Annotated in this window: 13 protein-coding genes, 1 tRNA gene and 1 riboswitch; of the genes, 3 read left to right on the top strand and 11 right to left on the bottom strand. The window is 61.9% G+C overall.

Annotation, left to right across the window (positions count from 1 at the left end):
• Positions 1 to 103: 103 nt before the first annotated feature.
• Both OLZ32_RS35875 and OLZ32_RS35870 read right to left on the bottom strand, forming a co-directional pair.
• Positions 104 to 177, bottom strand: a tRNA-Gly gene (locus tag OLZ32_RS35875).
• 59 nt (positions 178 to 236) lie between these two features.
• Positions 237 to 1,331, bottom strand: a complete 1,095-nt coding sequence (locus tag OLZ32_RS35870; protein ID WP_017990181.1) for a 2'-deoxycytidine 5'-triphosphate deaminase — start codon at positions 1,329 to 1,331, stop codon at positions 237 to 239.
• A 73-nt stretch (positions 1,332 to 1,404) separates the two neighbouring features.
• Positions 1,405 to 1,483, top strand: a riboswitch (SAM riboswitch).
• 43 nt (positions 1,484 to 1,526) lie between these two features.
• Here OLZ32_RS35870 and OLZ32_RS35865 point away from each other — a divergent pair.
• Together OLZ32_RS35865 and apaG are read left to right on the top strand one after the other, a co-directional pair.
• A complete protein-coding gene (locus OLZ32_RS35865) occupies positions 1,527 to 2,711 on the top strand; it encodes an O-succinylhomoserine sulfhydrylase (RefSeq protein ID WP_017990180.1) in 1,185 nt (394 codons plus the stop codon).
• A 286-nt stretch (positions 2,712 to 2,997) separates the two neighbouring features.
• Entirely contained in the window at positions 2,998 to 3,390 is a 393-nt protein-coding gene (apaG, locus tag OLZ32_RS35860; protein ID WP_003545191.1) for a Co2+/Mg2+ efflux protein ApaG, read from the top strand.
• A gap of 301 nt (positions 3,391 to 3,691) precedes the next feature.
• Here the strand turns inward: apaG and OLZ32_RS35855 are convergent, their stop codons facing one another.
• The 3 genes from OLZ32_RS35855 to OLZ32_RS35845 all read right to left on the bottom strand — a co-directional run bounded on the left by OLZ32_RS35855 (position 3,692) and on the right by OLZ32_RS35845 (position 6,932).
• Positions 3,692 to 4,684 (bottom strand): Hsp33 family molecular chaperone, encoded by a 993-nt coding sequence (locus OLZ32_RS35855; RefSeq protein WP_003545189.1) that lies wholly within the window; start codon positions 4,682 to 4,684, stop codon positions 3,692 to 3,694.
• A gap of 91 nt (positions 4,685 to 4,775) precedes the next feature.
• Positions 4,776 to 5,690, bottom strand: a complete 915-nt coding sequence (gene argF, locus OLZ32_RS35850) for an ornithine carbamoyltransferase (RefSeq protein ID WP_003545186.1) — start codon at positions 5,688 to 5,690, stop codon at positions 4,776 to 4,778.
• 42 nt (positions 5,691 to 5,732) lie between these two features.
• Positions 5,733 to 6,932 (bottom strand): aspartate aminotransferase family protein, encoded by a 1,200-nt coding sequence (locus tag OLZ32_RS35845; protein WP_264425091.1) that lies wholly within the window; start codon positions 6,930 to 6,932, stop codon positions 5,733 to 5,735.
• Positions 6,933 to 7,353: 421 nt separating this feature from the next.
• Here OLZ32_RS35845 and OLZ32_RS35840 point away from each other — a divergent pair, with 421 nt between their 5' ends.
• On the top strand, positions 7,354 to 7,887 hold the full coding sequence (locus OLZ32_RS35840) for a GcrA family cell cycle regulator (protein WP_011650336.1): 534 nt from the start codon (positions 7,354 to 7,356) through the stop codon (positions 7,885 to 7,887).
• A gap of 290 nt (positions 7,888 to 8,177) precedes the next feature.
• Here the strand turns inward: OLZ32_RS35840 and phoB are convergent, their stop codons facing one another.
• The 6 genes from phoB to OLZ32_RS35810 form a co-directional block, all read right to left on the bottom strand.
• Positions 8,178 to 8,861 (bottom strand): phosphate regulon transcriptional regulator PhoB, encoded by a 684-nt coding sequence (gene phoB, locus OLZ32_RS35835; RefSeq protein ID WP_003545181.1) that lies wholly within the window; start codon positions 8,859 to 8,861, stop codon positions 8,178 to 8,180.
• 133 nt (positions 8,862 to 8,994) lie between these two features.
• A complete protein-coding gene (phoU, locus tag OLZ32_RS35830; RefSeq protein WP_003545180.1) occupies positions 8,995 to 9,708 on the bottom strand; it encodes a phosphate signaling complex protein PhoU in 714 nt (237 codons plus the stop codon).
• A 44-nt stretch (positions 9,709 to 9,752) separates the two neighbouring features.
• Entirely contained in the window at positions 9,753 to 10,568 is an 816-nt protein-coding gene (pstB, locus tag OLZ32_RS35825; RefSeq protein WP_003545178.1) for a phosphate ABC transporter ATP-binding protein PstB, read from the bottom strand.
• 16 nt (positions 10,569 to 10,584) lie between these two features.
• Positions 10,585 to 11,907, bottom strand: a complete 1,323-nt coding sequence (gene pstA, locus OLZ32_RS35820) for a phosphate ABC transporter permease PstA (RefSeq protein ID WP_264425088.1) — start codon at positions 11,905 to 11,907, stop codon at positions 10,585 to 10,587.
• A complete protein-coding gene (gene pstC / locus OLZ32_RS35815; RefSeq protein ID WP_003545174.1) occupies positions 11,904 to 13,385 on the bottom strand; it encodes a phosphate ABC transporter permease subunit PstC in 1,482 nt (493 codons plus the stop codon). The genes pstA and pstC overlap by 4 nt, the downstream gene beginning before the upstream one ends.
• Before the next feature lie 169 nt (positions 13,386 to 13,554).
• Entirely contained in the window at positions 13,555 to 14,589 is a 1,035-nt protein-coding gene (locus OLZ32_RS35810) for a substrate-binding domain-containing protein (protein WP_264425086.1), read from the bottom strand.
• Positions 14,590 to 14,634 lie beyond the last annotated feature (45 nt).

Raw genomic sequence — 14,634 nt, 5'->3', positions numbered from 1 at the left:
CTTCGCTACGCGCGCGCGAGGCATGAGCGCTCTTTATGCCACTGATAAGTATGCGTTTATCGGACGTCTGTGGATACTACCACACAACTGGCATGAAGGTGAGTGGAGCGGGTGAAGGGAATCGAACCCTCGTATTCAGCTTGGGAAGCTGCTGCTCTACCATTGAGCTACACCCGCGACGATGCGAGATTTCCAACAGATAGGGGCGGCTGTCAAGTCGCGCCGGATGCAACGTCTCAGATGCGGAAGTGTTTCGAGAGCTTCAGGCCCTGAGCCTGGTAGTTGGAGCCGAGACCGGAGCCGTAGAGGCTTGCCGGCTTTTCCTGCATATGCTCATAGACGAGGCGGCCGACGATCTGGCCGTCTTCGAGGATGAAGGGCACTTCGTGGCTGCGCACTTCGAGCACGGCGCGGCTGCCGCGTCCGCCGGCAGGGGCATGGCCGAAGCCCGGATCGAAGAAGCCGGCATAATGGACGCGGAATTCGCCGACCAGCGGATCGAAGGGGGTCATCTCGGCTGCATAATCCGGCGGCACGTGCACGGCCTCGCGCGAGACGAGGATATAGAATTCGTCCGGATCGAGGATCAGTTCGTTGCGGCCGCGGCTGTGGAGCGGTTCCCAGAAATCGAAGAGGTCGTGCTCGGCCTTCTTGTCGACGTCGACGACGGCAGTGTGATGTTTGCCGCGATAACCGATCAGGCCGTCCTTGTCTCCGGCGAGGTCGATCGACAGGGCGATGCCGCCGCCGGAAACGTTCGGCAGCTTGCTGGCGACCAGCGTCTCGCTCTCATGCAGCTTCAAAAGTTCCGGCTCGCCGAGCAGGGCCTGGCCGACGCGGAAACGGATCTGCGACAGGCGCGAGCCGCGGCGCACGACGATCGGGAAGGTGCGCGGGCTGATTTCGAGATAGAGCGGGCCGGCATAGCCTGATGGAATCTTGTCGAATTCCTGGGCGTAATCGGTGATGACGCGGGTGAAGATATCGAGGCGCCCGGTCGAGCTCTTCGGATTGGCCGAGGCCGACATGTCGGCCGGCAGCGCCAGGCTCTCCATCAGCGGCACGATGTAGACGCAGCCGGTTTCGAGCACCGCCCCCTCGGAGAGGTCGATCACGTGCAGGCTCAGCCGGTCGAGCTTGTCCGACACCAGATGCGAGGGGCCGGGCATGAAGCTGGCGCGCACGCGAAACGCCTTGCCGCCCAAGCGCAGGTCGAGGCTTGCCGGCTGGATCTGGTCGCGGTCCAGCTCCCGCTCGGAGATCAGACGCCCCGTTTCGAACAGCGCGGAGATCGCGCGATCCGCCAGAATTCCCGTTTCGCGAGCCATCATGCCTCATCCATCATTTGCCGCCGACAAAACCAAACTCGGGGAATTGACGCAAGCAGCTAACAGCAGTATTGCAGAATTATCCCGTGGTGATTTGGCCGGTCGGCTTGCAGCCACGTTAAACAAGTGGCTAAAAAGACCGGGTTGAAACCGGTCTGCTTTTGCGACCGGTTTTTTTTGTTATGTGAAGGTGATGGCATGAGCAAGACCTGGCGCCCGGCAACCCAACTCGTCCACGGTGGCACGCTGCGTTCGCAATATGGCGAGACGTCCGAGGCAATCTATCTCACCCAAGGCTTCGTCTACGAGACGTCGGAGGCGGCCGAAGCCCGCTTCAAGGGCGAGACGGAGGGCTTCATCTACGCCCGCTACGGCAGCCCCACCAACGACATGTTCGAAAAGCGCATGTGCATGCTCGAAGGCGCCGAAGACGCCCGCGCCACCGCTTCCGGCATGGCCGCCGTCACCGCGGCGATCCTCTGCCAGCTGAAATCAGGCGATCATATCGTCGCCGCGCGTGCCCTCTTCGGCTCCTGCCGCTGGGTCGTCGAGACGCTGGCGCCGAAATACGGCATCGACTGCACGCTGATCGACGGCCGGGATCTGGCGAACTGGGAAAAGGCGATCACGCCGAAGACCAAGGTGTTTTTCCTGGAAAGCCCGACCAACCCGACGCTCGAAGTGATCGATATTGCCGGCGTCGCCAAGCTCGCCAACCAGATCGGCGCCAAGGTCGTCGTCGACAACGTCTTCGCGACACCGCTCTTCCAGAAGCCGCTGGAACTCGGCGCCCATATCGTCGTCTATTCCGCCACCAAGCATATTGACGGCCAGGGCCGCTGCCTCGGCGGCGTCGTGCTTTCCGACAAGGAATGGATCGACGAGAACCTGCACGACTATTTCCGCCATACCGGCCCGGCCATGTCGCCGTTCAATGCCTGGACTTTGCTGAAGGGCATCGAGACGCTGCCGCTGCGCGTGCGCCAGCAGACCGAGAATGCGGCAAAGATCGCCGATTTCCTGGCCGAGCAAGGCAAGGTCGCCAAGGTGATCTATCCCGGCCGCAAGGACCATCCGCAGGCCGATATCATCGCCAAGCAGATGACCGGCGGCTCGACGCTGGTCGCCTTCGAGCTGAAGGGCGGCAAGGATGCGGCCTTTGCGCTGCAGAACGCGCTTGAGATTATCAAGATCTCCAACAATCTCGGCGACAGCAAGAGCCTGATCACCCATCCGGCGACGACGACGCACAAGAACCTGACGGATGAGGCGCGCGCCGAACTCGGCATTTCTCCGGGCACGGTCCGCCTTTCGGCCGGCATCGAGGATACCGACGACCTGATCGAGGATTTCGCGCGGGCGCTTGCCAAGGTTTCGGCCTGATCCAGAAATAAGCGGCCGGACCTCATTTGGGGTTCGGCCGGGCCGGACCTCACCAAGGTGAGGCCGGATCTCACCAAGGTGAGACGGTGCCGGACCTCACTGCGTGAGGCCGGGGGAACAAGTTTGCCCGCCGCGGCGTTCCGAAACGGAATTAACACTGACAATTAGGCTTAACGTTCGAAAACCTTCGGATCACAGCCATTTCAGCGATGATAATTGTTCCGTTTCTTGACGGACAGGGCCTCTTATAAGATACGGGTAACATATCTTGACTAAGGTGCAAGGCATGTATCGCGCCCTCACAAGAGAGATCGAAGTCGTTGTCGAGCCGTTCTATCTGGAGGAGCAATCCGATCCGGAAGACGATCGCTATGTCTGGGGTTACCGGATTGTCATCAGCAACAATTCCGGCATAGCCGTTCGGCTGGTCAACCGTTACTGGAACATCACCGACCAGAACGGCCAGGTGGACGAGGTGACCGGCCCCGGCGTCGTCGGCGAGCAGCCGCGGCTCAGCCCCGGCGACACCTACGAATATTCCTCCGGCTGCCCGCTCGACACGCCTTCAGGGCTGATGTTCGGCCATTACCAGATGGAAACGGACGACGGCGAGATGTTCGATGTCGACATCCCCGCCTTCTCGCTGGATTCGCCTGGGCTGCTGCGGGTGCTTAACTGAGGCGCATCAATTGAGACGTCATATTCCGTCAGCGCCACGTTCCTGAGACGTCTTCGACGCCCGGCTCCTGGGAGATTGCCGAGGCCTGCTCCTCATCCGCCTGCCGGCACCTTCTCCCCGCTCTTGCGGGGCGAAGGGGACGTGTCGCAACCTCTCCGTTCCCCACCAACCTTTCGTAGGGCACGTCCTCTCGCCGCGTTTTTACGGGGGTCCGCAGGACGGGTCGAGACCAGTGGCTCGACCCCGGCAAGGTTAGGGTGAGGGGCAGCCACTCGCGCGAACCGGACAGCAGTGGTGTCAACTATTCCGCCGGCTGAAGCTCGGCCGGCTCGAAGTGGTAGGTGGTCGAGCAGAATTCGCAGGTCACGGCGATTTCGCCATCTTCCTGGCTGGCCTCGATCTCCTCGGCCGAAAAGCCCTTCAGCACGCCCTTGATCTTGTCGCGCGAGCAGCTGCAGCGGTCGAAAACCGCGCGCGGTTCGTAGACGCGCACGCCGCGCTCGTGGAACAGGCGGAACAGCAGCCGCTCGGTGCCGACCAGCGGATCGGTGAGTTCATCGGCATCGATGGTCTCGACCAGCGAACGCGCTTCGAGCCAGGCATCGTCCTCGCCGTGCGGGCGGCTGCCGGTGTCGCCGTCGCCGCCGTGGAGATCCGGTTGGCGCATGCGCTCCGGCGCTTCCGGAAGGAACTGGGCGACGAGGCCGCCTGCCCGCCAGCGATGGCGCGGCTTGCCGGCATCGTCACGGTCGAAGAGTTCGGCCGCGGCAAGACGGACGCGCGTCGGGATCTGCTCCGACTGGCGGAAATAGACGCCGGCAATGTCTTCCAGCGTGGTGCCGTCGAGCGCAACGATGCCCTGGTAGGGCTGGCTGAACTTGCCCTGGTCGATGGTGAAGGCGAGAATGCCCTTGCCGAGCAATTGCTCCGGCTCGGTTTCGCCTGACTCGATCGCCTTGTTGAGCAGCGCCTGATCGAAACGGGCATAGGCGCGGACATTTTCCGGCGTCGAGAAATCGGCGACGAGAAGATCGACCGGGCCGTCGCCCTTGGTCTGCACCGTGAACTTGCCGTCGAACTTCAGCGAGGTGCCGAGCAGCACCGTCAGCACGACGACTTCGGCAAGCAGCCGGGCAACGGGTGCGGGATAATGATGACGCTCGAGGATGGCGTCGAGCATCGGGCCGAGCTGAACGGCGCGGCCGCGCACATCCAGCCCTTCCACCTGGAAGGGGACGACATGGTCATCGCCGGCGAAATCAAACTGGCCGAGGGCGGCTGCAGCTTCTGCCATGGCTTTTAACTCCTAGTTTTCAGAGCGATGGGCCAGCGTGCCCTTCGCTCACGCGGTCGCGAGTCTGTCTCTCGCGACGTCCGATTATGGTTCAGATCGCGCCCAGGCACCAAGCAAGAATCGACTTCTGCGCATGAAGACGGTTTTCCGCTTCATCGAAGACCACGGATTGCGGACCGTCGATCACTTCGTCTGTCACTTCCTCACCGCGATGAGCGGGCAGGCAATGCATGAACAATGCATCATTGCCGGCTTTGGCCATCAAGGCCGCGTTGACCTGATAAGGCTGGAAGACATTGTGACCCCGGGCCCGATGTTCCTGATTCATGGAGACCCAGGTATCGGTCACCACGCAATCGACGCCGGCGACCGCACGGTCGGCATCATGGCAGAGCATGATTTCGGCGCCCTCATTGCGGGCCCAGTTCAGATAGTGATCCTTGGGCTCCGAGCCAAGGGGGACGGCCATGTTCATGCGGTAGCCGAAGCGCGCGGCACCCTCGACCAGCGAATGCAGCACATTGTTGCCGTCGCCGGTCCAGGCGATGGTCTTGCCCTTGATCGGGCCGCGATGCTCTTCGAAGGTCATGATATCGGCCATGATCTGGCAGGGATGGGTGTCATCCGTCAGCGCATTGATGACAGGCACGGTCGCATGCTGGGCCAGCTCGACCAGCCGCGAATGCTCGGTGGTGCGGATCATGATCGCATCGACATAGCGCGACAGCACCTTGGCGGTGTCGCCGATCGTCTCGGCGCGGCCGAGCTGCATCTCGGTGCCGGAGAGGAACAGCGTTTCGCCGCCGAGCTGGCGCATGCCGACGTCGAAGGAGACGCGGGTGCGCGTCGACGGCTTCTCGAAGATCATCGCCAGCATCTTGCCGGCGAGCGGCTTGTCGCCCTGGCCCGCCTTGAAGGCCTGCTTGCGGGAAAGCGCATCGTTCATGATGGTTCTGAGATCGGCTGATGTGACTGCCGAAAGATCGAGGAAATGTTTAGGGCTCATATCGTCTTCTTACCTGTGCTGCGCCCGAAGGCGGCAATCTCTTCAAGCCGTCTTCTTGACCTTGGAGGCGCGAATGCTCTCGGCGGCGCGTTCGACGCGGGCAAGGCCCTCGCGGGCTTCCTCGGCGGTGACCACGAGCGGCGGAAGAAGGCGGATGACATTGTCGCCGGCGGGCACGCCGAGCAGATGGGCGGCGCGGATCGTCTGCAGCAGTTCGGCTGAGGGAACGGCAGCCTTGATGCCGAGCAAAAGGCCCTCGCCTCTGATATCCTCGATCACATCGGGATAACGATCCTTCAGCGAGGCGAGGCCCTGGCGGAAGACAAGGGCTACGTCGCGCACCTGCTGGAGGAAGCCATCGGCAAGGATGATGTCGAGCACGGCACTGCCGACGGCCATGGCAAGCGGATTGCCGCCATAGGTCGAGCCATGCGTGCCGGCCTTCATGCCGGAGGCGGCCTCTGCTGTGGCAAGGCAGGCGCCGAGCGGGAACCCGCCGCCGATGCCCTTGGCGACAGCCATGATATCGGGGGTGATGCCCGACCATTCATGGGCGAAGAGCTTGCCGGTGCGGCCGACGCCGGTCTGGACCTCGTCGAGGATCAACAGCAGGCCGTTGTCGTCGCAGAGCTGGCGAAGCGCCTTCATGAACTCGGGCGTGGCAGGACGGACGCCGCCTTCGCCCTGCACCGGCTCGATGAGGATGGCGGCCGTCGCCTCGGTGATTGCGGCGCGGACCGCCTCGATATCGCCGAAAGCCACCTGATCGAAACCCGGCGCCTTGGGACCGAAGCCCTCGAGATATTTCTCCTGGCCGCCGGCAGCGATCGTTGCCAGCGTCCGTCCGTGGAAGGCGCCTTCGAAGGTGACGATATGGAAGCGCTCGGGATGGCCCTTGGAAAACTGGTAGCGGCGCGCCGTCTTGATCGCGCATTCGAGCGCCTCGGCGCCCGAATTGGTGAAGAACACCTTGTCGGCGAAGGTGGCGTCCGTCAGCCGTTTTGCCAGACGCTCCTGGCCGGGGATCTCATAGATGTTCGACAGGTGCCAGACCTTATCGGCCTGCTCCTTCAGCGCACCGACCACATGCGGATTGCTGTGGCCGACGGAGGTGACGGCGACGCCGGCGCCGAAATCGAGATATCGCTCGCCGCTTTCGGTGATCAGCCACACGCCCTCGCCTCGCTCGAACCGCAGCGGGGCACGAGAATAGGTGTCATAAAGCGGCGCGGCTTCAGCCATGGCGCGATCTCCATCAAAGTTGGCAGGCAATGACTCCGGCTAAGGAAACCAGGCCCAAAAAAATTAAAAATGCCGCCTTGCGGCGGCGAGTGGCACTATTTCCTTTTCGCGCTGCAATGTCAACAAAACGGCGCCCTTAGCGTATGCAGCACAGGTGTACAGCGGCATTTTCAGTCTTCAACAGGCATTATTGCAGAAATGCCACGCAGGGGCAGCAAGTTGGGGAAAACTACGAATTCGATTCATCCGGATTCATGCGACTCTTGTCACGGAGTCAGCCTCACACTAGGTTAAAGATCAATTACTAGACTGCATGCGGCGGAACTAGTCACCAAAATTGATCAAGCGTTTCTTGTTTCGGAGCTCCCGGGACAACGGTGAGGGATTCTGCCATCACCAACGCAAAAGGTGGAGACAGGGCATGAACTGGACAGACGAGCGGGTCGAGAAACTCAAGAAGCTTTGGGCCGAAGGACTGAGCGCGAGCCAGATCGCGGCACAACTTGGCGGTGTCAGCCGAAACGCGGTCATCGGCAAAGTGCACCGGCTGTGCCTTCCGGGCCGTGCCAAGGCCGGCGGCACCAACACCGCGGCGCGAACGCCGAAGCGCAACACATCGGCGCCGCGCGCGCCGAACTACGCCTCCCGGATCACGACCCGCACCGTCACCCGCCAGCAGGGCGCGACGATGCTGAAGGAAGAGATCGAGATCGAAACGATCGAGGAAATGGAATACGTGCCGAGAGGCAATGTGGTGGTGCCGATTTCGCGCCGCCTCGGCCTGACGGAACTGACCGAGCGCACCTGCAAGTGGCCGGTCGGCGATCCGCTGAAGGACGACTTCCATTTCTGCGGCTGCGAGTCCCCCGATAATTCGCCCTATTGCAGCTATCACCAGAAGCTCGCCTACCAGCCGGTCAACGAACGCCGCCGGGCAGCAGCGCGGGCTAGCTGAGCGGGCAACCATTGTTAGAATGCAGAAAACGGGCCGAGTGGCCCGTTTTTTTATGCAATTTTGGTTCGTGCCGATGGCTGCCCCTCATCCGCCTGCCGGCACCTTCTCCCCGTTCTGACGGGGCGAAGGAAGTATGCCGCACCCTCTCGGTCCCCGTTGACGCCCCGTTTGGCACGTCCCTCTCCCCGTTTTTCACGGGGGAGAGGGTTAGGGTGAGGGGCTGCCATACGCGCGACCGGATGAGGGCCGGGTGAGGGGCAGATGTTTGCTGAAACAATGGATGAAAGCCCTCAGGCTTCCATCGAATAACCGGCGCCGCGGACGGTGCGGATGACGTCCTGCATGTTGGAGAAATTCAGCGCCTTGCGCAGGCGGCCGACATGGACGTCGACGGTGCGCTCGTCGACATAGATATCGTGGCCCCAGACGCCATCCAACAGCTGCGAGCGGGAGAAGACCCGGCCCGGCGACGACATCAGGAATTCCAGCAGGCGGAATTCGGTGGGGCCGAGGCGGACTTCGCGGGTCTTGCGATGGACGCGATGGGTCTCGCGGTCGAGCTCGATATCGCCGCATTTCAGCACCGTCGACAGCACCTCGGGACGGGCGCGGCGCAGCATCGCCTTGACGCGGGCAACGAGTTCGGGGGTCGAGAAGGGCTTGACGACATAATCGTCGGCGCCCGTCGACAATCCGCGGACGCGCTCGCTCTCTTCGCCGCGCGCCGTCAGCATGATGATTGGTAGGCGCTCGGTTTCCGGCCGCATGCGCAGGCGCCGGCAGAGCTCGATGCCGGAGACACCCGGCAGCATCCAATCGAGGATGAGAAGATCGGGCGTGCGCTCCTGAAGCCGCATTTCGGCTTCGTCGCCACGAAGGATGGTATCGACCTCGAAGCCTTCCGCTTCGAGATTGTAGCGAAGAAGCACGCTGAGGGCTTCCTCGTCTTCAACAACTGCAACTCTCGGGATCATGCGTGTCGGTCTCCTCGCGCATGATCCTTAAACCAGGGTGATTTAAGCAATGCATCCTGCGCAAATTCAAAAATTGGCTGCGACCTCTTTGCGCGCCCGGACGGGCGCGCACGCAATTGACGGGTGCGGGCGGTTATTCTGTGACCGCGCCGACGGTGTTGGCGCTGTCATCCTTCGGACGATCGCCTTCCGGCTGCGCGCCTGTCGCCATGTAAAAGATCGTCTCGGCGATGTTGGTGGCATGGTCGCCGATGCGCTCGATGTTCTTGGCGCAGAAGAGAAGATGCGTGCAGCTGGTGATGTTGCGCGGATCTTCCATCATGTAGGTCAGGAGTTCGCGGAACAGCGAGGTGTACATCGCGTCGATCTCGTTGTCGCGTTCACGGATCGCATTCGCCTTGTCGGCTGAACGATTGGTGTAGACATCGAGCACTTCCTTGAGCTGGACGAGCGCCAGCTCGGACAGATGCTCGAGGCCGCGGGCAAGCTTGCGGGGAACGCCGGTGCTTTGGACGGCGATGACGCGCTTGGCGGTGTTCTTGCCGAGGTCGCCGACGCGTTCGAGATCGGCGGCGATGCGGATCGAACCCATGATTTCACGCAGGTCCGAGGCCATTGGCTGACGGCGGGCGATCGTCACGATCGCCTTGTCGCCGATTTCGCGTTCGGCGTGATCGAGGATCACATCGTCCGAGATGACCTTCTGCGCCAGCGCGGTATCGCCGTTGACGAGGGCGCGCACGGATTCGCCGACCATCTGCTCGGCCAGGCCGCCCATTTCGGAAATCCGCCTGGACAGGAACTTCAGATCATCATCATAGGCAGAAAAAATATGTGTCGATGCCATAGGGCTTTATCCTCGAATAACGGGAAGGCTTGGTGTCGCCAAAATCAACCGAAGCGACCCATGATGTAGTCCTGGGTACGCGGATCGTCGGGATTGGTGAACATCTTGTCGGTGTCGTTCTCCTCGACGAGGTTGCCGAGGTGGAACATGGCGGTGCGCTGCGAGACGCGCGCTGCCTGCTGCATGGAGTGGGTAACGATGACGATCGTGTAGTTCTCGCGCAGCTCGTGGATCAGTTCCTCGACCTTGGCTGTGGCGATCGGGTCGAGCGCCGAGCAGGGCTCGTCCATCAGGATGACTTCCGGGCTGACGGCGACGGCACGCGCAATGCAGAGGCGCTGCTGCTGACCGCCCGACAGGCCGGTGCCGGATTCGTGCACGCGGTCCTTGACCTCGTTCCAGAGACCGGCGCGCTGCAGGCTGGTCTCGACGATCTGGTCGAGGTCGGCTTTCGACTTGGCAAGGCCATGGATGCGCGGGCCGTAGGAGACGTTTTCATAGATCGTCTTCGGGAACGGGTTCGGCTTCTGGAAGACCATGCCGACGCGGGCGCGAAGTTCGACGACGTCGATATCGGGATCATAGACATCGTCGGTGTCGAGGGTGATTTTGCCGGTGACGCGGCAGCCATCGATCGTGTCGTTCATGCGGTTGAGGCACCGCAGGAAGGTCGACTTGCCGCAGCCGGACGGGCCGATCAGGGCGGTTACGGTGTTTTCGCGGACGTTCAGGTTCACATCGAAAAGCGCGCGCTTCTCGCCGTAGTAAACCGACACATCCTTTCCGATCATCTTATAAGGGACGTTGCTCATCTTGTGATCCAGCGCCTTTTCAACTGCAGCTTCCGTCAACATGTTCATGATCTTGTAACTCCGTTTACCAGCGGCGCTCGAAGCGACGACGCAAGAGGATGGCGCCCATGTTCATGACGATCAGGAACAGGAGCAGGACTATGATGGCACCCGAAGTACGCTCAACGAAGGCACGTTCTGCCTCGTTGGCCCACATATAGACCTGTACGGGCAGAGCCGTCGAGGGATCGAGCGGTGTCGTCGGCGCGTTTGCGACGAAGGCGACCATGCCGATCAGGAGCAGCGGCGCGGTTTCGCCGAGCGCGTGCGCCAGGCCGATGATCGTGCCGGTCAGGATGCCCGGCATGGCAAGTGGCAGCACATGGTGGAACACCATCTGCATCTTCGAAGCGCCAAGGCCGAGCGCTGCGGCGCGGATCGACGGCGGCACGGCGCGCAGTGCCGCACGCGTCGCGATGATGATCGTCGGCAGGGTCATCAGCGTCAGCACCAGGCCGCCGACCAGCGAGGCCGAGCGCGGCAGGCCGATGAAGTTGATGAAGACGGAAAGACCGAGCAGACCATAGACGATCGAAGGGACCGCGGCGAGGTTGTTGATGTTGACCTCGATCAGGTCCGTCAGCTTGTTCTTCGGCGCGAACTCCTCGAGATAGATCGAGGCGGCGACGCCGATCGGCAGGGCAAGCACGAGCACGATCAGCATCAGGTAGAGCGAGCCGATCAGGGCGACGCCGAGGCCTGCGGCCTCCGGACGGCTAGAATTGCCGTTGACGAAAAGGCCGGTGTTGAACTGCTTGTGGAGAGCGCCGCTCGCCTTCAGCTCGTTCATCCAGCCGATCTGCTTGTCGTTGACCTTGCGGTTCTTCTCACCGACCGAGAGGTCGATCTGGCCCTTGTTGGCGCTGTCGACATTGGCGTCGGCGAGAACCGTGACATTGACCGTCTTGCCGATGATCGACGGATCGGCCATCACCATATCGCGCAGCTGGATCGGCGCGCCCTTCGACAGCATGGCGGATGCATCGCGCACGTCAGGACGGCTCGAGGCATTGATATTCAGCTGCTTGACGATCGCGTCACGCAGGAGAACCGGATAGTTGGCGGCGATCAGCGCAGAGGGATCAGTCGCACGCTTATTGTCGGGGTCGATCGTCTTCTCGACGAATTCGATCGGCAAGGTGATCGCCGTCTGCTGGAAGGCGGTGTAGCCTTTGCCGATCACCGTCCACAGCAGGATGAAGAGGAAGACGAGGCCGAAGGTGATGGCGGCGATGCCATAGGCCTGGAACCGGCGCTCGGCGGCATAGCGCCGCTTGATGCCGATATCGCGGCGCACGGGCGCCTTGGAAACGGTGACGCCTGATGTGGGAGAAACAATATCCGTCATTCGTACTGCTCCCGGTATTTGCGCACGATGTAGAGCGCATAGATATTGAGGCAAAGCGTGATGCAAAACAGCGTGATGCCAAGGGCAAAGGCAACCAGCGTCTGCGGCGAGGTGAACTCGAGGTCGCCGGTCAGCTGGTTGACGATCTTGACCGTCACCGTCGTCATCGGCTCGAAAGGATTGATCTGAATGCGGGCAGCCACACCGGCGGCCAGCACCACGATCATGGTTTCGCCGACGGCGCGCGAGGCAGTCATCAGCAATGCGCCGACGATGCCGGGAAGGGCTGCGGGCAAGACCACCTTCTTGATGGTTTCGGAGCGTGTGGCGCCAAGACCGAGCGAACCGTCACGCAGTGACCGAGGCACGGCGGTGATGATATCGTCCGACAGCGAGGAGACGTAAGGGATCAGCATGATGCCCATGACGATACCGGCCGTCAGAACGCTCTGCGCCTGAATGAAATTGCTGTAGTTGCCGGACAGAAGGCCGCTGACCTGGGCGGAGAAATCGCGCAGGAACGGACCGACGGTGACGAGCGCGAAGAAGCCGTAGACGATCGTCGGAATGCCGGCGAGCACTTCGAGGAGCGGCTTGGCGACCCCACGCACCTTCGGCGAGGCGTATTCGGCCATGTAGATGGCGGCGAAGAGGCCGACCGGCACGGCGACCAGCATGGCGACCAGGCCAATATACATCGTGCCCAGCAACAGCGGGATAAGGCCGAACTGACCGAAGGACGAACTGCCGGCGCCGGCAAAGCGCGGATCCCAGACGGTGCCGAAGAAGAAGTCCATGGCGGGAACGGCCGCAAAGAAGCGGGCCGCTTCCGACAGCATGGAGAGCACGATGCCGATCGTCGTCAGAATGGCGATCGAGGAGGCGAGCAGCAGGCCCCAGAGCATGACGCGCTCAACCCGGTTGCGGGCGCGGAAGCGCGGAGCGATGGAGCGCAGCGCATAGAAGGCGCCGGCAACGGCGAGAGCGAAGACGACCGCCGTCATGGCGATGCGGCTCGTCATGCTCAAGGCGTTGAGCGTCCTGGCGGCATCGAGCATGTAAGGCAGCGGCTGGCCGGCGAGCGGCACGCCCTTTTCGAGGAGCTTGGCCTGCAAAGCAGCCGGATCGTTGCCGACCGCCGCAGTTTCATCCGAGGTCAGCATCGTCAGACCGCGGGCGACCGTCGCCACCGTCGAATAGCCAAGATCCTGCTCGACCGAGACTTGAGCCTTGATGTCGTCAGGGAAAGTGCTGCGAACCGAGGACTGGATGATGCCAGGGCTGATGGAGAGCCAGAGGCCAAGGACGATGAGGGCGGGAAGAACCGCCCAGATCGCCGCATAGGCGCCGTAATAGGCCGGCCGTGAATGCAATGCGGAAGACCGGCCTCCGGCAAGCGCCGTGGCGCGGTTGCGCGCGACCAGATAGGCAGCGGCACCGATCACCACAAGGCACAAAAGTATGATGGATGTGCTCATTCGTTACGTCCCCAGGCCCATAGCCCCAAAAAGCCCGGCAGCTTGATCAGCTACCTTCAGCTTCCAATCATGGAGAAGGAATTCCAACCCTGCAGCTCCAGAAACGCCGGCGCGCAGGGACATGAGGCAATGCCGGCGCGGGCTGAAAGGCACCGCGCCGGCAAAGTCATTACATGGACTTGCCTGCTTCGACTTCCTTGCGGATCGCTTCGCGCTCGGCATCCGGAGCGGCAACCAGGCCGTATTCGGCGAGCGGGCCGTCAGGGCCGATCATCTGGTCGGATACGAAGAAGTTGACGTATTCCTTCAGGCCCGGAACTGCGCCGAGATGTGCCTTCTTGACGTAGAAGAACAGCGGGCGGGAAACCGGGTAGGTGCCGTTGGCGATCGTTTCGGTGGACGGAACGATACCGCTCATGGTCGCAACCTTGAGCTTGTCGGCGTTGTTTTCATAGAAGGAAAGGCCGAATACGCCGACGCCGGTCTTGTTGGCGGCGATGCGAGACAGCGTTTCGGTATAGTCGCCGTCGATATCAACAGCAACGCCGTCTTTGCGAACGGCGATGCAAGTCCTGCCTTGAGCCGCCTTGTCCGACACCGCGGCCTTGATGACTTCTACGGCGCCCGATGCTTCGCAGCCGGCCGCCAGGACTTTTTCCTCGAAGACTTCACGGGTGCCGTGCTTTTCGCCCGGGATGTAGGCAGCGATATCGACAGCCGGAAGCTTCGGGTTGACTTCCGACCACTTCTTGTAGGGGTTGGCGACGAGCTTGCCGTCGACGACGACCTGGGCTGCGAGGGCCTTGTAGAGGTCTTCAGGAACGTAAGCGACATCGGCGTTGGAAGCGTCGGTGGCGAAGACGATGCCGTCGTAGCCGATCTTGACTTCCTGGATGTCGGTTACGCCGGCAGCCTTGCAAGCGTCGATCTCGCTTGTTTTGATAGCGCGGGAAGAGTTCGCGATGTCAATGGTGTTTTCGCCAACGCCCTTGCAGAATTCCTTCAGGCCGGCGCTTGAGCCGCCGGATTCGACGATTGGCGTCTTGAAGTTGGTGAAGGTTTCGCCGAAGGACTCGGCAACGATCTTTGCGTAAGGCAGGACGGTGGACGAACCAGCGACCTGAACCTGGTCGCGGGCGACGGCAGCGCCAGCGAAAGCAGCGGTTGCAGCGAGCGCGGCAACGGTGAGTTTAAAGGTGTTCATTTGAATCTCCCGGCATTTGGGCTTGTGTGAGTGCGGCCTTAGAGA

It is taken from the genome of Rhizobium acaciae (assembly GCF_025941625.1).
Classification (GTDB): domain Bacteria; phylum Pseudomonadota; class Alphaproteobacteria; order Rhizobiales; family Rhizobiaceae; genus Rhizobium; species Rhizobium acaciae.
This window is presented reverse-complemented; position numbering and strand designations above follow the sequence as displayed.